The organism is Aquirufa lenticrescens, from assembly GCF_019916085.1.
GTDB classification, from domain to species: domain Bacteria; phylum Bacteroidota; class Bacteroidia; order Cytophagales; family Spirosomataceae; genus Aquirufa; species Aquirufa lenticrescens.
This window is the reverse complement of the sequence record NZ_CP049834.1, coordinates 1,139,210-1,165,513: the sequence shown is the minus strand read 5'-3', so window position 1 is coordinate 1,165,513 and position 26,304 is coordinate 1,139,210. Positions and strand designations below refer to the sequence as shown.

General features: G+C 43.2%; 14 protein-coding genes. All 14 read left to right on the top strand.

Annotation, left to right across the window (positions count from 1 at the left end; all coding sequences use genetic code 11):
• Positions 1 to 2: 2 nt before the first annotated feature.
• Genes G9X62_RS05335 through G9X62_RS05270 form a run of 14 tightly spaced genes read left to right on the top strand, consistent with a single transcriptional unit; the run spans position 3 to position 26,270 of the window.
• Complete coding sequence (locus G9X62_RS05335; protein WP_223131733.1) at positions 3 to 8,111, top strand: beta strand repeat-containing protein; 8,109 nt, start codon at positions 3 to 5, stop codon at positions 8,109 to 8,111.
• A 32-nt stretch (positions 8,112 to 8,143) separates the two neighbouring features.
• On the top strand, positions 8,144 to 8,422 hold the full coding sequence (locus G9X62_RS05330) for a hypothetical protein (RefSeq protein ID WP_223131732.1): 279 nt from the start codon (positions 8,144 to 8,146) through the stop codon (positions 8,420 to 8,422).
• A gap of 2 nt (positions 8,423 to 8,424) precedes the next feature.
• Entirely contained in the window at positions 8,425 to 9,369 is a 945-nt protein-coding gene (locus tag G9X62_RS05325; RefSeq protein WP_223131731.1) for a tail fiber domain-containing protein, read from the top strand.
• 6 nt (positions 9,370 to 9,375) lie between these two features.
• Positions 9,376 to 10,731 (top strand): fibrinogen-like YCDxxxxGGGW domain-containing protein, encoded by a 1,356-nt coding sequence (locus G9X62_RS05320; protein ID WP_223131730.1) that lies wholly within the window; start codon positions 9,376 to 9,378, stop codon positions 10,729 to 10,731.
• A 1-nt stretch (position 10,732) separates the two neighbouring features.
• Positions 10,733 to 11,344 (top strand): hypothetical protein, encoded by a 612-nt coding sequence (locus G9X62_RS05315; RefSeq protein ID WP_223131729.1) that lies wholly within the window; start codon positions 10,733 to 10,735, stop codon positions 11,342 to 11,344.
• Between the two features lie 3 nt (positions 11,345 to 11,347).
• The gene (locus tag G9X62_RS05310) at positions 11,348 to 13,573 is read left to right on the top strand and encodes a fibrinogen-like YCDxxxxGGGW domain-containing protein (protein WP_223131728.1); all 2,226 of its coding nucleotides are present in this window, start codon (positions 11,348 to 11,350) and stop codon (positions 13,571 to 13,573) included.
• A gap of 9 nt (positions 13,574 to 13,582) precedes the next feature.
• A complete protein-coding gene (locus tag G9X62_RS05305; protein ID WP_223131727.1) occupies positions 13,583 to 14,770 on the top strand; it encodes a tail fiber domain-containing protein in 1,188 nt (395 codons plus the stop codon).
• 9 nt (positions 14,771 to 14,779) lie between these two features.
• Positions 14,780 to 16,057, top strand: a complete 1,278-nt coding sequence (locus tag G9X62_RS05300) for a hypothetical protein (protein WP_223131726.1) — start codon at positions 14,780 to 14,782, stop codon at positions 16,055 to 16,057.
• Positions 16,058 to 16,067: 10 nt separating this feature from the next.
• On the top strand, positions 16,068 to 17,807 hold the full coding sequence (locus G9X62_RS05295) for a hypothetical protein (protein WP_223131725.1): 1,740 nt from the start codon (positions 16,068 to 16,070) through the stop codon (positions 17,805 to 17,807).
• 26 nt (positions 17,808 to 17,833) lie between these two features.
• Positions 17,834 to 20,116 carry an O-antigen ligase family protein gene (locus tag G9X62_RS05290; protein ID WP_223131724.1) on the top strand — a complete coding sequence of 761 codons (2,283 nt, stop codon included), beginning with the start codon at positions 17,834 to 17,836 and terminating at the stop codon, positions 20,114 to 20,116.
• A 5-nt stretch (positions 20,117 to 20,121) separates the two neighbouring features.
• Positions 20,122 to 21,291 (top strand): OmpA family protein, encoded by a 1,170-nt coding sequence (locus G9X62_RS05285; protein WP_223131723.1) that lies wholly within the window; start codon positions 20,122 to 20,124, stop codon positions 21,289 to 21,291.
• A gap of 55 nt (positions 21,292 to 21,346) precedes the next feature.
• Positions 21,347 to 24,217, top strand: coding sequence for an invasin domain 3-containing protein (locus G9X62_RS05280; RefSeq protein WP_223131722.1), 2,871 nt, complete (start codon positions 21,347 to 21,349; stop codon positions 24,215 to 24,217).
• Positions 24,214 to 25,029, top strand: a complete 816-nt coding sequence (locus G9X62_RS05275; RefSeq protein ID WP_261345557.1) for a sterol desaturase family protein — start codon at positions 24,214 to 24,216, stop codon at positions 25,027 to 25,029. The genes G9X62_RS05280 and G9X62_RS05275 overlap by 4 nt, the downstream gene beginning before the upstream one ends.
• Entirely contained in the window at positions 25,026 to 26,270 is a 1,245-nt protein-coding gene (locus tag G9X62_RS05270; protein WP_223131721.1) for a serine hydrolase domain-containing protein, read from the top strand. Before G9X62_RS05275 ends, G9X62_RS05270 begins: the two co-directional genes overlap by 4 nt.
• The last annotated feature ends 34 nt before the right edge of the window (positions 26,271 to 26,304 follow it).

The following is a 26,304-nucleotide window of genomic DNA, read 5'->3' as shown; positions in this document are numbered from 1 at the left end:
TTATGAAGAAATTTTTATCATTCATCGCATTCTCCTTGATTTCCTTCGTGGGTTTTTCGCAGAACAAAGGAATCAGTTATCAAGCCGTGATCATCGACCCGAATCCGATTGAAATTCCGGGAAAAGACGTCACCGCGCAACCTTACGTGAGCAAAGACGTGTGGATCCGTTTTGGGATTTATGCGGGAACGACTTTGCAATACGAGGAACTTCACAAAACTAAAACCGACGAATACGGCCTTGTAAACCTGATTATTGGCGGTGGCGTTAATACGGGGAAAGCGGGGACTTTTACTTCCTTGAGCTGGGACGGCGTTACAAAAAGCATCATTACGAATGTGAGTTTTGACCAAGGTGGCCGCTACACCGAGGTGAGCAATCAGAAATTTACGTACGTTCCTTACACCCTGTTAGCGGAGACTGCGGTGAAATTATCAGGGGTTTTACCGATCGCTTCAGGCGGTACGGGTGCGACGAATGCCATCGCTGCACGAACAAATTTAGGCCTAGGCAATGTGGACAACACGGCGGATGTGGACAAGCAAGTTTCCATTCCTACTTTGGCCATTTTAGACACCAAAGAATCTTTAGCAAATAAATCAACGAATATCATTGCGGACTCTGCTTCGTCCGTGAAGTACCCTTCTGTGAAGGCGATTAAGGACTATATTGATAATCGTACGGGGAATTCGAATCTAGCAAATCAAGCAAACCGCGCTAATTTAGCGGCCAAAGCCACAGCTTTAGAAACCCCGCGCACCATCAACGGAATTCCTTTTGACGGTACAGCGAATATCACGATTCCGGTAGGGGTAACCCCTCCAGATGCAAATGCAACCACGAAAGGGTTAGTCAAATTAGCGGGTGATTTAACGGGAACGGCGGATGCTCCTGCCATTGCGGCGAACTCGATTACCACGGCTAAAATCATTGATGGAGCTGTCACAGATACAAAAATTACGTCTATTGCTGGATCGAAAGTAACTGGAAATATTGCGGGCAATGCAACCAATGTAACAGGAATGATCGCTGTTGCTAATGGTGGAACAGGAGCTTCTACTGCAGCTGGAGCCAGGGCGAATTTAGGCTTAGTGATAGGGACTAATGTGCAAGCGCCACTCGTGGCAGGAACGGATTACCTTCGTCCAAACGGCAGCGCAGCAAACCTGACTAACTTCCCTTTATTAAATCAAAGTACGACGGGTAATGCAGCCACGGCTACGAAATTAGCAGCCACTAAAAATATCAACGGCGTTCCTTTTGATGGATCGTCTGATATCACCATTTCAACAAGTGCCTCCACTATATCTGGTACCATTGCCATTGCAAATGGAGGAACGGGAGCTACAACGGCGGCTGGCGCAAGAACGAATTTAGGATTGGTCATTGGTACAGATGTATTAGCCCAAAGAACGTTTGGTACAGCGGCAAATAGCGCTGCGACAGACTTTGTAGCTGTCACAGAGAAAGGTGCAAATAATGGGGTAGCTACCTTAGGTGTTAATGGAAAAATCCCATCTGCTCAAATTCCATCGATCTCTTTTCAAAGCGTTTCTGTAGTCAATTCTGATGCGACCATGACGGCTATTTCAGGTGCTCAAGTGGGAAGTATTGCTATCAGATCAGACCAAAACATTAACTACGTGTTGAGCGCTTTGCCAGCTACCACTTTATCGAACTGGATTCAGCTAGCTGCATCGACCGATGTTTCTACTATTAACGGATTGGTGGGACCTAGTGTGAATTTATCCACAAATGAAATCCCAGAGGGGGCTACGAATAAATATTATACAGACGCTCGAGTAAGGGGTGCTATCAGTGCGACTGGGCCACTAAGCTATAATGCGTCCACAGGTAATTTCAGCATGACAGCTGCCTCAGCGTCTGCGAATGGCTATTTGAGTTCGGCTGATTTCACCACTTTCAACAACAAGCAAACAGCTTTAACTGCGGGCATAGATTACGTAACGCCTTCTGGAAATATCACGGGTAATGCGGCCAACGTAACAGGAATTGTTTCGATTGCGAATGGTGGTACGGGTACGTCTACAGCGACTGGAGCTCTTGTGGCTTTGGGCGCAGAACCTACTGACAATAAGAGTAATAATATTCTTATTGACGGAAATTCCACTACGAAATTCCCCTCGTTTAAGGCGATTAAGGACTACGTAGATCAACAAAGTGCGAATGCTGGTGTGGCGGATAATAGTATTACCTCAGCAAAAATCAACGGTACGTTAGCGGTATTAAAAGGAGGTACAGGTGCCTCTAATGCCGCTGATGCTAGAACCAATTTAGGCTTAGTGATAGGCACCGATGTGATGGCTGCGAACTTCACCACAACCTTAACGGGCGATGTTGCAGGATCAGGGAATGGATCTTTTGCAACGACCGTGAATTCCGTGGGTGGTGTGAGTTCAAGTACGATTGCAACATTGCCTACGAATGTGGCGGCGAACACGGCTAGTATTACAGCAAATACATCCGATATTTTATTAAAAGCCCCTCTTGCTTCACCGACATTTACAGGAACTCCTACGGCGCCTACTCCGGCGACGAGTGATAATTCAACGAAAGTGGCTACCACAGAATACGTGAAGAATTCGATTGTTGCGGCAAATGCAGGATTAAGTTCTATTGGCGCCATTTCTGGTACTTCAAATGCGAAAGGTGCAACGATTAGTGGAACTACAGAGTTGATTTTAACTCCTGCGGATGCATCGAATGGTGGTGTGGTAACGAATGGTACGCAGACGTTTGCTGGAGCAAAGACTTTTAGCAATGATATGACTGTTCGAGAAATCTTATTTGGTTATGGAACTCATAATAAGACGAATAATATTGCCATAGGTAGATTAGCGTTAAATAATAATACGTCTGACTATAATGTGGCCATTGGAAATTCGGCCAACTCGCAAGCTGCATCTAATTCCGGTGGTTATAATGTCGCTTTAGGTTATCAAGCTATGAAATTCCCTAATAGCAGATATAACGTAGCTATAGGTTCTCAATCTTTTTATAGTTCTGCAGCACCATCAAGCGGCGATAATAATGTGGCTGTAGGTTATCAAGCACTTTACAATCCTGGAACTGGGGCTAACAATACAGTATTAGGTTATCAATCCTTATACAATGGCGGAGCAAATAACTCAATTTTAGGGGCTAAAGCATTATACAATGCAGCAGGAGCTTCAAATAACGTGGCTGTAGGAGATAATGCGGGTTTACTTTTTGGGTCTGGTTCTGGAACCGCTTTAACAAGTTCAACACAAAGTATTTTTATTGGTAGTGGCGTTCGTGCAGGAACAAATACATCTACAAATGAAATAGCCATCGGTTATAATGTGGTAGGTAATGGCTCTAACACAGTCACTATTGGTAATAATTCAATTACTGCAAACTATTTTAAAGGAGATATCAATTTAACGGGTAATTTGAACGGCGGGACTTGGAGTGGAACCACGATTGGGAGTAATTATGGTGGTGCTGGGACCGTTAATGGAATTTTAAAAGCAAATGGAAGTGGAGTGGTGAGTGCTGCGGTAGCCGGTACGGATTATTTAACTCCTTCAGGTAATGCAGCATCTGCCACCATTTTAGCCACAGCGAGAAACATTAACGGTGTGGCATTCGATGGATCTGCTAATATTACGATTGCGGCAGATGCGAATACCTTAACGGGTACGACTTTGGCAAGTAATATTACGGCGTCTAGTTTAACTAGTGTGGGAACAATCACTTCGGGTATTTGGAGTGCTACAACGATTGATATTGCCAAAGGTGGTACAGGTGCCACCACAGCAGGAGGAGCCTTAACAAATTTAGGAGCTCAATCTGTAGATAATATGAGTACAAACATCACAACAGATGCAGCTTCTACATCAAGATATCCAAGCGTAAAATTGATTAAGGATTATGTTGATACACGTGTAGCATCAGCGGGTGTTTCGGATGGTAGTATCACAAATGTGAAGCTGGCTAATAGTACAACGATTTTAGGGTCGACCACGATGACTTTAGGTGGAACGGTTTCTTCGGTAATAGGTTTAACAAGTTTAGAGGCAACTAATTTAACAGGAACTTTGTCGGGTACAGCAACAGCCTTAGCAACCGGCCGCACCATCTCTACAATAGGGGATGTGACCTACACGAGTGGGGCATTTGACGGAACATCTAATGTAACGGGATCTGCTACCTTAACCAACACTACAGTTACCGCAGGAACTTATGGATCTTCTACTGCCATTCCTACATTCACAGTAGATAGCAAAGGTCGATTAACAGCTGCTAGCACGGTAGGAATTACGGCGGGAGTTTCGACTTTAGCGTATTCAACTATTGGAGCTTCGAATGGTGGAACAATCAGTGGAACAACCTTAACTTTAACAGCAGCAGATGCAAGTAATCCGGGATTAATATCGACGGGAACGCAGACGATTGCGGGAGCAAAGACCTTTACAAATACCGCTACATTTAATACAGATATTTCAGTGAATGGGTTAACTGTGGGACGTGGAGCTGGAGCAGTTGCTTCAAACGCGGCCCTGGGTGCAACAGCTTTAAATGCAAACACTTCTGGTAACTATAACGTGGCTGTGGGTAGTGAGGCATTGCAAAGAAATACAGGTGGTAGTGTAAACGTTGCTCTTGGTGCAGCTACGATTGACTATTTAACATCTGGAAATAATAATACCGCGGTCGGTGGTTTTGCCGGACGAAATTATGGTCCAAATGGCGGTGCTACAGGAAATAATACTACGATGAATAATGGTATCTTGCTAGGTTACGACGCAAGGCCATTAACTAGCGGAGGAACGGATGAAGTCGTTATCGGTATGCGTGCGATAGGTCATGGAAGCAATACGGTGACTTTAGGTAATAGCTCGAATACTAAAACATTCTTAACGGGGGATTTATCGTTAACGGGTAATATCACGTCAGGTATTTGGAGTGCGACGGAAGTTGCTATTGCCAAAGGTGGTACAGGCGCCACTACCGCCGCCGGAGCCAGAACAAATTTAGGATTAGTAATAGGTACAGATGTAATGGCTGCGAACTTTACTACGACCTTAACCGGTGATGTGACAGGTGCTGGAAATGGAAGTTTTGCGACGACTTTAGCTGCTTCCGGTGTTAATTCAGGAACTTATGGATCTTCTACTGCGATTCCAGTATTAACGGTGGACACTAAGGGTAGAGTAACTTCAGCGAGCACCGTAGGAATTACGGCGGGAGTTTCGACTTTAGCTTACTCAACTACGGGAGCTTCGAATGGCGGAACCATCAGTGGAACGACCTTAACTTTAACTGCTGCAGATGCTTCGAATCCGGGATTAATTTCGACGGGAGCGCAGACGATTGCGGGGGCAAAGACCTTCAGCAGTGACGTTACCGCTACTAACTTCTTAGGAAATGCTACGACGGCAACAACTGCTAGCAACATTTCAGCGACTTCGAATACAACATTAACTTCACTAGCTAATTTAGCGACGGTGGGTACGATCACTGCAGGTACTTGGAGTGGATCCGTAATTAGCAGTAGCAAAGGGGGTGCCGGAACCGTGAGCGGATTATTAAAAGCAAACGGAAGTGGTGTTGTAAGTGCGGCGGTGGCTGGTACAGATTATCAAGCGCCTTTAACGGCGGGAACTAGTTTCATTGCTCCAAATGCTGCTATCACAGCAGCAACTAAAACAAAAATCACCTATGATGCTTTTGGTCTTGTAACAGCTGGTGCAGATGCAACAACGGCAGATATTGCGCCTAGTACAAATCGAAATTATGTAACTGATGCTCAGGCGGGTGTTATTTCTAATACATCTGGAACAAATACAGGAGATCAGACAATCACCTTAACAGGCGATGTGACAGGAACAGGTACGGGAAGTTTTGCGGCGACACTTACAAACACAACAGTTACAGCTGCTGCCTATGGTTCCTCTACTGCCATTCCTACATTTACGGTAGACAGTAAGGGCCGTTTGACTGCGGCAAGTACGGCAAGTATTGTGGCTAATGCTGGGACTTTAACTGGTACCTCATTAGCTTCGACCGTTACAGGTTCTAGTTTAACTGGAGTTGCTACAATCACAAGTGGTACTTGGAACGGATCAACTGTAGCGGTTGCTTACGGCGGTACAGGTTTAACAAGTCCAGGAACTTCAGGTAATGTCTTGACATCGAATGGAACGGGTTGGGTTTCATCCACACCTTCAGGGGTAAATACTATTTCATATACGAGTGCAACATCTTATTCAACTGGAGGAACTATAAGCGGAACAAGCTTAATTCTTGCTGCAGCAAGTTCAACAAACCCAGGTTTAATTTCAACAGGAGCACAAACATTTACTGGACTTAAGACATTTTCTCCTAGTGTAACAGCTAGTTCATCTTTAGCACGTGGTTTACTAGTTTCACCAACTTTAACTTCAGGATCTAGCTCAGATGTATTAGTTGGACTTGATATTGCCCCAACCTTTAGTGGTACAGGTAGTCCAACAAAGTGGGGATTAAGAGTCGGTAGTGGCGGAGGAGTTTTGGTAAGTTCTAGCACAGCTTCAACTTCTAGGTTTACTGGTGCATTGCAAGTATATGGGGGTGTTGGTGTTTCAGGAAGTGTTTATGCAGCTGATTTTAATGGAGCAAATCTTTCTGTAGGGTCTAGCTCAACAAGTAATGCCTCAAATTTATCTATTGGTCTCTCAGATAACCTTAGTAGTACGGGAGCGTATAATTACAATTATGCAATAGGGTCTAGTATTTTTAGCAATGACCTATCTGGAAGCAATAACGTTGGAATTGGATATAGTACATTAAATAGATTAACAAGTGGTAATGGCAATATTGGTGTAGGAAGTAATGTTTTATCTGCTAATACAATTGGATCAAATAACATCGCATTTGGTGGTTCTTCATTAAGGTATTTAGTTTCAGTTACTGCTAGTGAAATTAATAATAATATATCAATTGGAAATAGTTCGATGGGGAGTGCAATTACCGGTGCTGATAATACGAGTATTGGAGGCAATGCGCTTTCTAAAATAACATCAGGGAATTCAAATATTGCTATAGGAAGTTCAGCTGGCGCATACAATAATGCTACAACTGGACCACAGGGAACTTCCTCTGGGTACCTAACTAGTAGTACTAATAGTATCTTTATTGGAACTATGGCCTTGTCTAACACAACCAGTTCAACGAATGAAATTGTAATTGGCTCAAATGCAAAGGGCAATGGATCAAACACTACTGTAATTGGTAACACTTCCATAACAAGTGCTACCATCAATGGTGATTTAACCTTGGCTAGAACAACGGCATCTACTTCTACAACAACGGGGGCTTTACAAGTTGGTGGTGGTGCTGGTATTGTTGGAAATGTGAATGTTGGCGGAACTTTAGGAGTGACAGGAGCCACAACCTTATCATCTACCTTAACTGCCGGTACATCTACTTTAACAAGTTTGAGTGTTACGAATAATGAAACTGTAGGCGGAACTTTAGGAGTAACAGGTGCTACAACCTTAGCAAGTACCTTAACAGCCGGAACATCTACCTTAACAAGTTTGAGTGTTACGAATAATGAAACGGTTGGGGGTACTTTAGGAGTGACAGGTGCAACGACTTTATCTACATTGACGGCATCTGGTAATTCGACATTAACTACCTTAACTACAACAGGGGCTGCTACTTTCAGTAGCACGGTTACGATTTCTACAGGCGCAGGATTAAATAAAGTTTTAACTTCTGATGCTAATGGAGGAGCAACTTGGAATTCAAATCCGAATGCTGCATTTAGATTGGTTTCTTCTTCTGCGACTTATACCGTTTCTGCAACGGATGATAAATATGTGATTTATTCAAATGCTGCAACGGGTACAATCTCTCTGCCGGCTATTACAAGCACAATGAGTGGCAAAGAAATTATTATTAAAAATATTTCGAATTTCAATGTCACAATTAATGCAAATGGAACGCAGAAAATAGTGGCAGACTTTGCAAATAACACAGCGGGATCTGCAACTCTAGGCGTTGAAGCATCTAACAACTGGGTTAAATTAATTGCAGACGGAACAAATAGTCAATGGATATTATTTAGAGCACTATTCTAAAACTATAAAGAACAATTTTAACACAACATAAAATGAAAAAAGTATTAATGCTTGCTGGGGCTTTGGCCTTATTCTCTTTCGCCGCTGACAGATTCATCTCGATGCGCATCGCGGAACCTACGGTGAATTACCACTGGAATAATTTGAACTCGATCAAAGCGATCGCAGACCAAAGCAACCTGCCCCACTCGCAAGTGAAATTCATCATCTCGGCGATAGACAGTTTACAAAAAGACATGGCGCGCACCGCACGTTTAGATAGCGTGGTGGCGGCACCGGCACCAGTAGCGGCACCAACCAAGAAAAAATAGCATTGAAAAAAATAGTCGTCCTTTTATTGGTGTCGTTTTATGCCTTTTCCCAAACGGGGATAGGGACGACTACGCCCATTAATAAGCTAGACATATTTACGACTAAGGCAGATCCAGCTACTTCTAACTCTTCAGCAAATGGCAACCTAAGGTTAGGCGCATCAGGAGCAAATACGCACGTGTTGGATTTTGGCCTAAGTTCTACGTCTACATTTTCTTGGATGCAGGCGAGAGATAGAGGGAATTATGCCACCCTATACAGCTTGGCATTTAATCCTATAGGTGGCAATGTAGGGATAGGAACTTCGGCTCCTAATAGCACCCTCACGGTAGGAAATTCTACAGGAACTATCCCTGGAGAAATTTCGATTAATCCGGCCTTTACTTCTAACGAAGGAGGCCAAATCAATATTAAAAAATCTTTAAACGGAAGTACGGCAGACTGGATAATTGATCAATATGGCACGACCTCATCCGATGCTAGACTCCGTATTTTTAATTCCATTGCAGAAACAAATGGCATTACCATTATGGAAAATGGGAATATCGGCATGGGTAGCTTAACTCCTTCCGTACGTTTGCAAGTTGCGGGCGATATCATTGCAAACTCCATCGCTGGTTCCTCAGATGCACGGTTTAAAACGAATATCTCTCCTATCGAAAATCCGTTGCAAAAAGTATTGCAGCTTCGTGGGGTAAATTTTGATTGGAAGACGACTGAGTTTCCTACTCGTAGCTTTAGTGAAAATCGTTCAGTAGGTTTCATCGCTCAAGAAGTAGAGAAAATCCTGCCAGAGGTAGTGTCTAAAGACAATTCGCCAGAGGAATACCGCTCGGTGAAATACGACAAAGTAGTAGCCCTTTTAGTGGAGGCTATCAAAGAGCAACAAAAGCAAATCGATAGCTTAAAATCTCAAGTCAAGAAGTTAAAGCGCAAGAAAAAATAGACGACCATGAAAAGAGTATGGGTTCTTTTTCTTTTGTGTAAATTATCGGTGCTTGTTGCTCAAACATCTACCAACAGTACGGGATCGGGTAACTTTAATAACACGGCTATTTGGACAAGTCCTAAAGATTTAACGGGAAATGCTAATATATTAACAGGTCACACCATCACTATACCCAATATCACAACGGTCTATTCAAATAAAATTACCTTTAATGGCACGGCTAAATTAGTGTTAACAAATAATTCCAGTAAATGGGTAGCTGCAACCAGTATGAATGGAGCCCCTACCATGGAGTCTATTAATAATTCAATCAATTGGTCTTCATCAAGTGTTTATATTAATGATGCCTATGGAGTATCACATAATAGACCATGGTTAGACGCAACACAGGCTTGGTCAGCTGGAACAGTAGATAACCCCAATGATTATTTACAATATGATCTTCAAAGTCCACGTTGGGTACAAGGGATAGTTACGCAAGGTAGAGGTAATATGGCCCAGTGGGTAACCAGTGCTAAAGTGGAAACGAGTATAGATAATGTTAATTGGGCAGTTGCAAGCACGGGTATGACTTTGAATTCGGATCAAAATACAAAGGTGTACAACAACTTTTCAAATGTCATGCTTGCACGCTTTGTGCGAGTTACACCAATTACTAACTCTAACTATCCATCCATGCGATTAGGTATATTGTTTCGTGAAAATATCTTAAGGTCATGTAAAGAAATTTTAGCCGCTTTCCCAGGTTCAGCTTCTGGTACTTATACTATAGATCCTGACGGATTAGCTGGGGCACAGCCTAATACGACTTGCTATTGTGATATGGCGACTGATGGCGGAGGATGGACTTTGGTATTGAATTATTTACATGCAGGAGGTACTAATCCTGAATTAAATGTTAGAGCAAATTCCTTACCACTTCAAGGCTCTACTGCCTTAGGTACAAATGAACAAGGTACAACTACTTGGGGGCATACTTCACCAGCCTATTTAAGTAGTTTTACTTTTACGGAACTACGTTTTTATGGAATAACATCAGGGCACAATAGAATTGTAAATTTTAAGACTTCACATCCCGAGACAATCAGTTATTTTAAAACGGGTACAGGAAGTGCATCAGGGATACAATCAGGGGCTTTTCCACTTACAGGTCATAATGGAATTACGCCAGGAAGTGCGTCTAGCTTTTTTACAAGTCAGGGGAACAAAGCAATGACGGAATTTCCATTTTGGATCGCCGGGTTAAATCACTGGGGAATCAAAGGATATACAGATAGATGGGAAGTAGATGATTACCCTGCAGGAACAGGTGGCACAGGGTATCAAAATAGCACCTTCCATCAAATTTGGATTCGATAATATGAAAAAAATAGTCTTCTTCTTATTGGTTTCTTTTGGTGCATTGGCCCAAACTGGCATAGGCACCACCACTCCTAATGCCTCTGCGAAGCTAGATGTATTTGCTTCCGATAAAGGATTTTTACCCCCTCGCATTGCATTAACTGGAACTAATGATAATACAACGATTAAAAATTCTGCAGGATCTTCCATTACCCCGGCAACAGGATTGTTAGTTTACAATACTGCAACTACTACAACGGACCCTTATAAGGTAGTTCCCGGGTATTATTATTATAACGGAACTAGTTGGATAGCAATTGCGAATGGATTAATTATTGATAATAGTAAGACTACATCTCCTTCTTCGTTTTCTTTAGCAGCCACTGATAACAATAAGATATTTCTGATTACATCAACCACTAGCATTAATGTAACGGTACCAAATAATTTGCCAGTTGGTTTTTCATGTCAAGTAATACAAGGCGGCGTAGGTCAAGTCATTTTTGTCCAAGGTACCGGTGTAACGTTAAATTCTGCCAACGGTTTAACAACAAGATCTACAAATAGTATTGTTGGATTAGTAATGAATACCACATCAACAGGTTTTGTTTTTGGAGATAGTATATATTAAAAAATGCGGAAATTTTATTTCATACTATTTTTATTGACATCTTCGATTTTGTCGAATGCGCAAATTAATTTTCAAAACTTAGCACTTCGGAAACCTTTTGTAAATACCACTCAAGTATTTTCCTATTCAGGTGCTATTCAAAAGTTCATCGTGCCTAATCGTGTCACGAGTATTCAGGTGAATGCTATAGGGGCCAAAGGAGGTACAGGTGCCAGAGGACAAATAGGTGGTGCAGGAGCAAATATAACGACAACTTTAAATGTAACGCCAGGCCAAACTTTATACATCGTAGTGGGCGGATTTCCTGGCCAATCAGCTACGGCTAAGTATGGCTTTGGAGGTAATGGTGGAAGTGGAGGTAACTATGGAGGTGCAGGCGGAGGATTATCAGGGGTGTTTACTTCCGCAAGTCCAGCGAATGCAAACGCTTTAGTAGTTGCTGGTGGAGGTGGAGGTGGAGCAGGAATTTCTACAGAGTTTAATTATACTGGTGGTAATGCGGGGAATACGATTAGTGGAACTTCTAGCAATGGAAATCAACCCGTTGAGCCAGCTTATATAAAGAATAACAAATACCAGAATGGCTATGCAGCCACTATAACTGAACCCGGATTAGCCGGAGAGCCCTATGATCCTGGAACTAAAGGGACAAACGGTAATGATATTTCTGGTGGATCTGGAGGCTCAGATACTGGAGTAGGGGGTTGGAACGGTGGAGGCGGCGCAGGCGGCGGATTTTTTGGAGGCGGCGGAGGTGCAGGCGGTGGCGGAGCTACGGGTGGTGGTGCTGGTGGTTCTACAAAATCCAGTTCTGCCTATAGTATATTTGGGACACCAAATACAACTGGTGATGGCAGTGTGGCTATAACTTGTTTTTCAAATTCTGGATTGGTGTTAAATTTAGATGCAGGGAATTCAAGTAGTTATACAGGATCCTCAACTATTTGGAAAGATTTAACTCTAAACGCAAACGATGCTAGTTTAAGCTCAAATAAATACTATCCATCTTACGAGGGGTATTTTTCATTTGATGGCACAACTAATTATGGGGATTTTACGGCTAATGTAAGTAATGCAACCGCTGTAACTGTAGAGATGTGGGCGAATGTAACGAATGTTGGGGCTTCAAATATGAATGGTATGATGTTTGGTTTCAATACATATGATGTTTGGACAAGTGATGGACATTTAGGATTTAATTGCGGCAATGGTGTTTTATATGGAATCAATACTTCTGTCTTTAGTACTTATTGGGGTGATTGGCAACATTATACATTTGTCATGTATCCTGGGAGTAATTACACCTCCAATAAAATTTATATTAATGGAGTTCAACAAACACTTAGTACACAAATTGCAGGGACTGGTTGGAGCGCAGCAAATGCGGTTTTTGGATCAGGGATAGGCAGAATTTCTGGGTGGAGGCTTTCAGATGGGTATAAGATAAATATGGGTGTCGCCAATTTTAAAATTTATAATCGTGAATTAACGCAACAGGAAATCAATACTAATTTTACAGCTTATAGGTATAAATTTCGTGCTGCTAAAGATGGGCTTGGTCCCGCATCGGCATCTACTAGTGCTTATCAAATTAAACAAGATTATCCTAACTCACCCGATGGATTTTATTGGATAAAAAATGCAAATATCAATGGAGGTATCCCAATTAAAATTTACGCAGACATGACTACGGAAGGTGGTGGATGGACATTAATATTGAAAAATTCATCTTATGCAGGATGGAATTATGCGAATGCGATTTCCTTAAATTCTTCGAATCCATTTACAACCAATGCAGATATTACAAGCACTTCTACATCAAATTATTCTATTGTTGGGTGGGCAAATTATATTAAAAAAAGTGCAAGTGGTTTTCAATATATGATTGATGCTACTAATAGAAAAAGCTATGGTGGAATTTGGACGGCCAATGGGAATTATAGTTTTGTTAATACAGATAATACACAAACTAATGTCACAGTCGACAAAAAGTTCAATAAATGGGAATATGTGGCAAACAATATGGGTTTGTCACAAAGAATGCCATGGTATAGTTCAACTGCTGGTTCTGGGTATGGTTTATTAACAATTTGTGATGGTACAGGTAATTGGTGGGGCACATTAATTTCTACTTTTTATGGATATCCCCCAGTGCCATGGATTAGTAATGCTGGAACAGGAGGGGATGTAAATGAGTTTCCTGGTATTATTTGGTATTGGGTCCGTTAAATTTGTCCTATGAAAAAGATATTATTTCTCTGCTTGATCTCAGTAAGTGTTTTTGCCCAAACGGGTATTGGGACGACTACTCCCGCAGTAAAACTCCATGTGAAATCTAATGGAAGTATTTTTCGTATGGAGGGTTCAGACCATGCGTACATGGAATTATATCCTCAGGGACCAAGTACGCGATATGGCTATTTAGGATACCTTGGGGCTAATTCTACCACGTTGACTCTGATGAATCAATTTTCTACAGGGGCACTTACGTTTGGTACCAATAATACAAACCGGATGTGGCTCAATTCGGATGGGAAATTAGGCATTGGAACGGCTACACCAGGAACTACATTACATATAGATAACGCTAATACTTTTGGTTCAGACCCTTCTAATACAACAAGTCCCAGTTTGTATATTTTAAACACAAATAATACTTCCACAGCATCTCATGCCACTGCACTGATAAGGACCGCTGGCGCTGGCGGTGGCAATCCCTATCTTGCATTCGACATCTTGGGAGTAAGAGGCTATTCTATGGGGATAGATAATGCAGATTCAGATAAGTTTAAATTTTACACAAATTGGAATTTAAACAATTCAGTAGCTCCGGCCTACACAGTTACTACCGATAATAAAGTGGGAATTGGTACAGATTCACCATTCTCCAGACTCCATCTCAAATCTTCTGAAATGACTACACTTTATCTTGAGAGCACAAGTTCGGATAATTATGGTATCATACAATTAAATGCAAATACCAATCAAAACTGGGGGAACAACTATCACGAGTTTATGTTTTTTCAAAATCAGGGGACTAATATTGGTTCCATTGTTGGGTCAAATGGCGGCAACATGGTTTCATATAATACATCCTCTGATTATCGCTTAAAAACTGATTTTAAAGATTTTAACGGATTAGATTTAATTAATAAAGTAAAAACATATGATTACTCCTGGAAGAGGGATAGCTCTAGAATGTATGGTGTTATAGCACATGAACTTCAAGAAGTGCTACCTTATGCTGTTTCTGGAAAAAAGGATGCAATGGATGCTGATGGAAAAATAATTCCCCAATCTGTTGATTACAGTAAGTTGACTCCCATTTTAGTTAAAGCTCTTCAAGAGCAAGATGTAAAAATGAAGCAATTAGAAGAGCGAATAGTGCAATTAGAAAAATTGTTAAATAAAGAAGGCAATAATTGATCGTTAATTATGATCCGGAAAATAATTTTAATCTTATTTATTAGTAGTGGTCTTTATGCCCAAACAGGGATAGGGACGACTACGCCTGACGCATCCGCGAAGCTAGAAGTGAATGCAACGAACAAAGGCTTTTTGCCTCCACGTGTGACCTTAACATCGGGCACGGATAATACCACCATTCCATCGCCAGCCACAGGATTATTAATCTATAATACAGGAAATAATGCAGGTCTTGCCGCAGGCTACTATTTTTGGAATGGAGGTGCCTGGGCAACCATTGCAACTGCAGGAGGCAGCGGTAGTGTAGCGGCGGAATTTGGTTCACAAATGTTAGGGGCAAATCCAATTTCAATTACTTCCTCAACACCTGTTGAATTATTGTCATTTACCTTGCCTTCAGCCGGTACATGGGAAATTATTCCTGTTATTAGAACTCAAGGATCAACTACGATAGTTGGGCAATATGCTTTATATGACGCTTCGGGGACATTAATTTCAAACTCTGAAATTTTAGCAGGTTATGGTGTACTTTCTACAACAGGTACAGCAGCGTATCAGGTAACAACAACGGGTAGTGCAACCTATAAAATAAAAGCGTGGGCATCCAATGGAGCCTATAATGTTTATTCAAATACAGATGGACGGTCTTTCGTTACGTGGAAAAAAATATCTGGGAATGCCCCTATGACCGTCATCAATTTTGGAGATATAAAAACGGGGATTCAATCTACAGATCACAATGGATGGATTAAATTAGATGGACGGTTAAAATCTTCATTAACTGCTACACAACAATCAAAAGCTACGGCACTTGGAATTGGCGCTAATCTTCCAGATGCAACAGATGCGGTTTTGGTGCAATCTAGCGGTAGTTTGGGGAGTGTAACAGGAAGTATGAGTAGGACGCTTGCTCAAAATCAATTACCGAACATCATACCTACAATAACGGTTAGTAATACCACAGCTACTATGCAAAGTGCTGGAGCTCACGATCACCCGGTGAAGATAGTGCCCAATTCTACGGGAGGATATGCAAATGGATACCCCTATGCCTTTAAAACAGGAATGGCTCCCAATGAAGGAGACGCAGATATTACTGACCGTGTCATAAACGCCTTTTATGCAACCACGGGTATCATTGGTTCTGCAGGAGACCATACTCATGTCATAGATCCACACAATCATACCGCCACATCAACGAGCATTAATGGAGGGGTAACGCAACAAACCATCGATATTACACCACGAAAATTAGTTGTAAACACGTTTATTTACCTCGGGTTCTAAAAAAGACAAATTGAAAAAGATAGTATTTTTCTTCTTAATCTCTGTAAGTGTATTTGCCCAAACCGGCATCGGCACCAATACTCCACATGCATCTGCTAAGTTGGATGTAAGTGCTACCAATAAAGGCTTTTTGCCACCAAGAGTTACATTAACTGGTATTTCTGATAATTCTACAATTGCAAGCCCGGCAACTGGTTTGTTAGTGTATAATACAGGAGATAATGTTGGATTGCCAGCAGGATATTATTTTTGGAATGGAAATGCCTGGGCTACTATTGCAACTGCAGGAGGTAGCGGTAGTTTTGCGTCCTCTTTTGTAAGAGGATCTAGGACGGCTAATCAATCCGTTGCAGTAGATGGAGCTGTTACTTTTACTCGGGTTGATAATACTTCAGGTCAAGATATCTCCTTAAATACGACTAATGGGAAAATCACCTTAGCTCCCGGAAATACCTATAGACTTATGGCGGCTGTGCCAAATTTTTCAGGTAATAGGCCCGCATTCATGTGGTATAATGAAACTTCTACGTCTTATATTGGCAGCGCTTCCAATGCTTATTCACCAACTGATGGAGCATCAGGTGCTGGTGCATTTGGTGGTATAGCAGAGGTAATCATTACTCCCAATGTCTCTACCGTATTATCATTTAGATTGCTAAGTTCGTTAAACAGTGGAGCCGTTACAGTTGGAGGACTTGGTGATTTCTCTGCTTCAGGTTCTTATCCTTGGTTTGAGGCACAAGTAATATCGGGTAACTCGCCAGTCACTGGACAGAGTGTGGATTATGTGTCTGTGGGTACTATTTACCAAACAACAGTTGGTGTTAATAGAGATTTAATTTTTACAACGAATAATGGTGGTAATATTCCTTACAATACAACCACAGGTATTTTTACACTTTCTGCTAATAAAACCTATTTGTTTCAAGCTCAGATAAGAGCAAATACACCTTCTGCAGATGGAAGTTATATTGAATATGGTTTTGTAGATGCTACGACAAATTCTTTATTAGTAGATGGAACACAAACTATAACTACTTCGACTACATCTACTTCCGGATTTGGATCGAACCCCGTTGTAAATTTTATTTATACTCCAACAGCCAATCAAACAGTTAAGTTGAGGACAATTGGAGCTACAAGAGGCACGCAGCTGGTACTAGCTGGAACTGCTAACATTACACAAATTGGCTCATCCGCCATTATAAATCCCTGGATACTTTCAGGAACAAATACCTATAATACAACAGGTAATGTGGGGATAGGAACGAATGCTCCTTCTGAAAAATTGGAGGTGAGTGGTAATGTGAAAGCGAATAATTTTATTGGTACTGCATCGTCATCCAAACTATTCTTACTTGAAGCATACGCAAATGTTTCTTATACTTTGCCTGGTGCTTACACCTATGATCTTTGTAGGTATAGTGTTGTTAATAATACTGTCAATGTGCCAAGTAGTTGGTTCAATACTTCAACATATACTTTTACACCCCAAAAGGCGGGTTATTGGGAAATTAGTGCAAGCTATGATGTTTATAGAAATGGAGAGGCTTCAATGGTAATATACAAGAATGGTGCAAACGTCGGAGTCGTTGGTTCAATATCGGCCGTCACACTAATCGTAAATAGAGTCATATATCTAAATGGCTCTACTGATTATATCAATATTTACAATGTTGGTTTTAATGCAAATGCTAGAGGTCAAGGAGCGGCAACATCTTGGTTTCAGGCACGTTGGTTGGGTGAGTAGTTATTATATTTTATTAAATTTACCCCATGAAACCCACCCTCTCCTCCTTCATCGCGATTTTAGCCAGCGTCTTCTACCTCGCCGTCTACTTCATCCCAGACATGGGCGGGTCGGATGTGATGGGTGCGCAGTGGTTGTATTCGAGTAGCTTGAGTTTAGGGATTGTGGCCTTCATAGGTCTACGCTATAAAGTCTACGAAGAGGCTATAAAGCACGTTCTTTCTTTCAAGTTTACGTGGGTGTTTTCGCTGTTGGTTTTTTGGGCGATTGGGTCCTATTTCTATGCGATAAATCCCACGGAGACGCTGGTGACTTTGGCCCGATTGATTACTACCTATTTCGTCTTTTTGAATCTCTCGATTCTGTATTATAACCAAGATCGCGCGTTTCTTTTTACTGGGATTGCGTATGCGATTACGGCCTTTTTGTTCTTCGATGCCATCTATGTGATCAAGGGTTTTAGCGCGAATTTGCGCACGATGAATTTGGACGCGGCCATCCTAGGTTTGAATAAATACCACGGGAATAAGAACGTGACGGCGGCGACGCTTTTAATATTGATTCCGTTTGCAATGTATGTGATTATGTCTGCCAAATGGCTAGGCAAAATTGCCGGAATCATCGCCCTATTCTTAGGGACGTTTGGCCTGTTTTTGTTGAACACGCGTTCCACCTATGTGGGTTTTGCGTTGATCATAGTGTTGTTTTTCACTGGACTTATTTGGAAGAAAAAATCAGCGCTAAAACCGGCGCTTCTTTTCGTTTTATTGCCTGCGGTCCTAGCGATCTTCGCTTCGAATATGCGTTTGAAATTAGCTGTCGCTGGACAAGATACCGAGACTGGTTATGGCACAGTAACGAAGCGTATCGGAGACATCACCATTGCCAGTGAACAAAATTCTCGTATTCACCTTTGGGGAACTGCTGCAGATTATGCGCTTCACAATCCCATTTTAGGTGCGGGTTATGGCAACTGGAAATTAGCCTCGATTCCTTACGAGCGGGAGCTGGCGAACGAGTTATTTGTGCCGTATCACGCGCACAATGATTTCATCGAAATGTTTGCGGATTTAGGTCTGGTAGGCGGACTTTGTTTTGCAGGATTGTTCCTGCTTTTGCTCTATTATACGGTTCAGTTTTTAAACCAAAAACGTGGCGATGAACTCATGGTCATCATCGCCTTTTTAGCCGTTACTTGCTACGGCGTGGATGCGCTTTTAAACTTCCCGGCAGAGCGGACAGCGATGCAGACGATGCTGTCGTTGGCGGCGGCGTTGGTGTTGATTCCTTTGGACAATACATCACGGAACCTACGCGCACTACCCTTCATTTACCTCATCGCGGGAGCAGCTCTTTTAATCCCAGCGATCTACATCGCGAACGAAACGTTTGAGTCCTTGAAGATCCAAAAATTCGTGATGGGAGAAGTGAACGCAGATCCGAAAATGGCGACTATTGAAGTGGAGAAATTGCCAGACATTCCGAATCTTTCTTCGTCCACTTTACCGATGAAAGCTATGTTATCTCGCTACTACATTCGGGACAAACGTTTTGACGACGCCTTGCGTGTGTTGAAAGAGAGCGAAAAGGATAACCCTTTCTTGCACTATAATGACTTCTTGCGCACCTCCATTTATGCGTCTTTGAACAAAATGGACTCGGCTCACTTCTATGCGAAACGTGCCTTTGATGCCTGGCCTCGCGCGTCTAGTTATTACAAGAATATGATTTTCACGTCTGCGAAACTCAAGGATACGAACGAGATCAAGCGGGCGTTGCAGGTATCTTTGGACGTAAACAACGACAACGCCTTAACATGGAATCAGTACTTGCTAGGGATGTTCGAAGTGAAGCAAGGGGCAGACAAAAACTTACTGGCGCAATTAGAAAAGACCTTGAAAAAATTCCCGGCGGACACGGCGATTTTGAATCCAACGAAAAACATGTTGCGCGGAGGCAACCGCGATTTACAAGGACTGACGGCGAAAGGAAATGCGCTATTCGTGAAAGGAAAATACGTGCAAGCGGCAGCCATCTACAAGGAACTTTCACAACTAGATCCGGGTAATTTCTCCCACCTAGAAAACGTAGGGATTTGCTATTATGCGGGCCGTAAGTTTGCAGAAAGTTTGTTCTATTTTGCCAAATCCGAACAACACCCCGGGAATAATACCGGGAAATCGGCGTACTTTGCGGGTATGTCTCAGCTGTCCACTGGCAAGAAAGCAGACGCATGTGCTAGTTTTAATAGATCACAAGCAAAAGGCTACCCAGATGCAGCTGCAGCCATTGCTCAGCATTGTAAATAACGAATATGAAAAAATTACTACTAGGTTTATTATTCCTAAGCGGAACAGTCGCAGCACAAGAAAACGACAAATCGTTAGTCATTATAGGCGGCCCTACCGACTTATGGACAAACAATCGCTTAACGGGAAAGGATGAATTCAATGCTTTCACGAACTTAGGAGTACAATTCTCGAAGCGTAAATCCGCGAATATGGATGTGGTTTACACGTCCTTAGCCGGTTTTCAAGGGGAATTTTTTAGCCCAGGTGCCTGGAATGGCAAATTTATCTCTGCGGGCGCTAACATGCGCTACTTCTTCATCCCACGTAAAAAGACATCGGTTTTTAAACCATTCTTCCAAATAGGAGCAGACGCCTTCGCGCGTCGAGACTACGGTTACCCTGGAAATGCCTATGAATTAAACGCTGTAGGTGGTTTAGGACTTGACCTAAAAGTGGCGAAAAATTTCTCTATTATCGTTCAATCGAATTTAGCCATCCCGATGGCTCAATCGACGGAAGCAGGAGTGAAGATCGCGTCTGTGAGGGGTTCGAATAATAGTACTTCCTTCGGTTTAGTATACCACTTTGGTTTCAAAGCAGCGAAGAAGAAAATGGATGAGGAGGCAGCCATTGCGGCAGCAAAAGCAGCGGAAGAAGCAGCGGCGAAAGCTGCAGCGGAGGCGGCAGAGCAAGATCGAATTGCACGCGAGATGGCAGCTAAAAAGGCAGCAGCTGATGCAAAAGAAAAAGCAGACGCTATCGCTAAAGCAGAGGCAGAAGCGAAAGCAAAAGCTGAGGCCATCGCGAAAGCGGAGGCAGAAGTGAAGGCGGCGGCTCAGTTGAAAGCAGATCAAGAGGCGATGGCGGAAACGACCATCTTGTACATGAATAATAAGTGGGAGTTGACGTCAGAATCAGAAGCAAAATTGAAAGTAGTTGCTTCAGCATTGACGGCACGTCCAGAAATTAAGGTGCGCATTGATGGTCACTCAGATACGTATGGTACATCAAAAAATAACCTAAAGGCATCTCGCTTTAGAGCGCAAGGGGCAGCTAAATTCTTAGTGAAAAATGGAATCGCGGCTTCTCGCCTTAAAGTAAATGCCTATGGCGAAGACAAGCCAGTAGCTTCGAACAAAACGAAGGCAGGAATGACGCTTAACCGTCGCATCGAAATTAGAATCATCAAATAATAAATTTCAATATTTTAAGGCTATATTTAAGCTCTAAACAAATTGAAATTTATAAATGGGATCATCTAGCACAATCTATTACTTTAGGGTATGGGGCTGGATGATCCTATTTTTTTGTGCCGCATTCGACGTCACAGCCCAATGCAACGTAAATGATCCATACGATAAGCTCATTAGTGGTTACCATGCTTCGGTTGCCATTAAGAGTACGGGGGAATACTCCATCTGGGGGGCAAATATGGCACCATCGGGTTTGACGGGGCAATTAACGCCTTTGGAAATTAACTCTACGAATTATTCTGGCATATCAGGAACCATCTACAAAGCGGGCATTGGAGGTACTAATACAGGAGCATCCATTGACCAGGCAGCGGTGTTAACTTCCACGGGATTATTTGCCTGGGGTGCAGTGGGGTCGCTTTTTAACCCTTCACTTACGACCTCTCAAGGCGTCGCTCAAATCACGCCTCCCACTGGTTCTTCGCCCATCGGTTTGCCTATGGGATTAGAACCGCAGGATGTAAAGATGCTATTTGCCGTTTACCGGACTTTGGTCTTATTAAGTAAATCAGGCGACGTATACGTCTTAGGCTATTTATCTGGGGCAATAGACGGGAACGGGGCGGCTCAAGGCACGACTGGTATGAATAGTTGGCAACGGGTGAAGTTGAATGCAACTACGTATTTAACGGGAGTAAAAAATGTGCGGGGCCAATCTGCCAGTGCGAATTACAATGCCTTTGTGGCGGAAACGAATGACGGTAAGATGTATACTTGGGGAGCTTCGACCTTTTTGGGTGACGGCACGGGATCCGCTTACCGTTCGTATGCAACTGAGATGACGCTGCCGGATGATGTGAAAACGAAGGGGATCAAGATGATCGGTGTGACGGGAGGAATCACAGGCGGTAGCTCGTATAATACGTATTACGTCTTGAGTAATTCTGGGAACCTCTACGCGATGGGGGATAATAAAAATTACCAGTGCGGTGCCTTTACGCGGGATTTAGTTCATTTGAATTGGGTTCAAGCCCAAAAATCAGCGGCTCCTAATGACTTCCTTACAAACGTCATCTTCGTAACCGTACAGGAACATAGTAATTCCGTTCCAGCTGCTTCGGCCATCACCAAGGCGGGGGATTTATACTCCTGGGGTTATAATGCCCGCAATATGTTAGGCAGGCCAGTGGAAAACGCGTCCTACGATCCGGGTTTAGCGGGAGGATTTAATCAAGGGACTGATAAAGCACTCTTTGCAGAAATGGGTGGCCACACCTTGTTATATGTGAAGGAAGGCAGCTCGAAATTCTGCTATGTAGGCCACCGGATTAATGGTTCGATGGGTGATGGAACATCGTTTGATGCCAAAGAGCCTATCTTTAACTGCGACCAAACGCCCACCATCGACCTCTGCGGCTCTGTACCGAATGTCTCTGACACGACTACTTCAACCATCAACGCAAGCCCTAAAATCATTAAGGCAAACAACAAGGATTATTCCACCATCTTCGTTCAATTAAAAGATTTCAAAGGCAATAATTTGACCGGAAATGGCGGCCTAGTGACTATTTCATCCACTTTAGGAACCGTTTCTGCTGTCGTAAATAATAACAACGGAACCTATACGGCCATCTTAACAGGCGGTATTACTGCAGGTACGGCGATCATCAGCTTCACGATTAATGGGTCCAATGCGGTCCAGAAGGACACGGTCACCATCTTGCCTTACCTGTGGCCTGGTGAAATTGCCTCCGATCAATCCCTCTGCTACCCGGCTAAACCCTCGTCCTTAACGTCTAAAATAGACGCCTACGGCGTTCCTAGGCCCATTACGTATATTTGGCAACAAAGCCTAGACAACATTTCATTCACGCAGATTCCCGGAGCCACCGCAAAAACCTATACGCCACCGCTTTCGAAAACGGTCTATTATTACCGCCGTGGCGCGCGCTCGTCGCTGGATAGTTTAGAATTCACGAACGCTGTCGTCATTCGAACGGAGGAAATTGCCGGTGGAAAGTTAACCGGAACCGGTACCTTCTGTGGGGACAAAAACAGCCAGCCCATTAAGCTGAGCGGGCACATAGGGACCATTTCAAAATGGCAATCGGCTGACACGCCGGATTTCTTAGTAGGGGTGGCGGACATCGCTAATACGGATTCAAGTTACACGGCCACGAACTTGCCTAACACGAAATACTTCCGCGCCGTGATCACGCAACCCGTTTGCGGAACGGCGTATAGTTCCGGAACTGTCGTAGTCATTAACCCTATTCCATCGATCACGTTTGTGCCTAATCCGGCGCAAGTGGTTCGCTGGTCTAGTCTGACTATCACAGCCTCTGGAGCGGATCGCTACGCTTGGTCGCCGCGTTATGGCCTCTCGGCGGTGGATAAAGCGGTGGTGATAGCGAATCCGATTAAGACAACGACCTATTCGATTAAAGGAACAAATAACACGGGTTGCAATAGCACGACATCTTTAACAGTGACGGTTTTATCAGCGGGAACCTTGGATACGGATGGGGATGGAATTTATGATGAGGATGAGGAGAATCCGTTGAAGTACAAGCCGGATTGCGACGGAGATGGGATCGAAAATCGATTGGATCCGGATCCTTGTCCGTTCTTCGAGCCGCAAGGAATTTCACCTAACGGGGATGGTAAAAATGATTTCTTAATCTTTGAGGGCCTATTAACGAAGCCTATCCCGAACCACATTTCAATCTTTGATCGGGTAGGAAGTTTAGTATATGAGACGGATAATTACCAAAACAATTGGGCCGGCGAAACATCTAAGGGTACTTCTTTGTTTGAGAAAACGGGTTCTGTTCCAGATGGAACCTACTACTATATTTTGGACTTTTATGACAAAAGGCCTACTGTGAAAAATTTTGTCTATGTTTTACGTAACGAGAAAAAATGATGATTGAATCGTATTTTGCTACCATCCCTAGTGCACATCGCGGCTTGATTTTAGCTGGCGGAATTATGTTGTTTTGGTTGATTGAAACCGGGATTCCCTTAGTGAATTTCAAAGGAAACAAGTGGGCTCATGCAAAGCTGAACCTCTTTTTGACCTTCACCACCATTGCGATTAATTTCCCGTTTGCGGTGCTATTAGTAATGGCGAGCGACTGGACGACTGAAGCAAATTTTGGCATTTTACATTGGTTTGCGATGCCTAGCTGGGCCTTCTTAATCGTGGGATTATTGCTGATGGACTTAGTGGGCGCCTATTTAGTGCATTTGATCGAGCACAAGATTAAGGTGCTTTGGAAGTTCCACATGGTGCATCACGCGGACACGCAGGTGGACACGACCACGGCGAATCGTCACCATCCGGGCGAGAGTGTGATTCGGGCGGTCTTCGCCATTTTAGCGATTTTGGTGTGTGGAGCGCCTATGTGGATCGTGTTTTTGTACCAAAGCCTCAGCGTCGTACTTTCTCAGTTCAATCACGCTAATATCAGTTTGCCGCTTTGGCTAGATAAGGCCCTTTCCTATGTGATCATTTCACCTAATATGCACAAGGTACACCACCACTTCGAGCGTCCACAAACGGACTCGAACTACGGGAATATCTTTGCGTTTTGGGATCGCCTTTTCGGCACGTTTGATGCCACGCCGATGGAGAAAATCAAATATGGTTTAGACGTGTTAGATAACGACAAGGACCAATCCTTTGCCTACCAATTAAACCTTCCTTTTAACTCGAAAATCAAAACAGACGAATGAAAAAACTCTTAATTCTCTTCTTGCTCCCGCTATCGTTAGTGGCGCAAGTTTTATCGCCGGTGGTGCAGCCCACGGCAGATTTTGATGCCAAAAAACTCGAAGCGATTGATGCTCTAGTCAAATCCTATGTGGAGAAAAACCATTTAGTGGGAGCAGTTACCTTGATCGTGAAGAACAACCAACTCGTGCATTACAAGGGCCATGGCTACGCGGATTTGGCGAGCAAAAAACCAATGCCGGCAGACGCAATCTTCCGCATCATGTCACAGACCAAAGCCCTAACCAGCCTAGGCATCTTGCAGCTTTTCGAACAAGGAAAATTACGCTTAGACCAACCGATTTCAGACTTCCTTCCGTCCTTCAAATCACCGCGCGTATTGAAGGATTTCAATGCCGCAGACACGAGCTACACCTCGGAACCAGCGAAACGCGAGATCACCTTCCGCGATCTGTTAACGCACTCTTCGGGCTTAGATTACGCGGGAATTGGGTCTGATAAAATGAAGGCGATTTACGCGAAAGCCGGCGTCCCATCGGGCCTAGGCGACAACGGAACCACGTTATTGCAGGCAATCACGAAATTAGGAACCCTACCTTTAATCCACAATCCAGGTGAAAAATTCACCTATGGTTTGAACACGGATGTCTTGGGCTGTTTGATCGAGGTGATCAGCGGAGAGACTTTGGAAGCCTATTTAACAAACCATATCTTCATCCCATTAGGCATGAAGGACACCTATTTCAATTTGCCGGCGGATAAAGGATCGCGCTTGCCTACGGTATACACGGAAAATGAGCAGAACCAAATCATCCCTTGGTCACCTACATTCCGTGGCATTAACCCGAACTATCCATTATTCAAGAAGAAGTTCTTCTCTGGCGGCGCTGGACTTTCGTCTACGGCGTTTGACTACGCGATCTTCTTGCAATGCATCTTGAACGGAGGTAAATACAACGGAAAACAAATCATTGGACGTCGTACGGCAGAATTGATGGTGAGCCCGAACTTCAATTTAGGCAATGATGACTATGGTTTAGGGTTCCAAATCACTGGCGAAAAATCCGCTAATCGCAGGATGCGCAACAAAGGATCCTTCGCTTGGGGAGGCTACTATGGAACGACCTATTGGGCAGACCCGAAAGAGAAAATGATCGTGTTGATTATGTCGCAACACACGCCAAACTCCCACGGTGATTACCAGGAAAAAATAGAGAATATTATTTACGGAGCATTGAAATAAAAGAGGGGGGCCGCGCGTGCATAGCGCAGCGCAA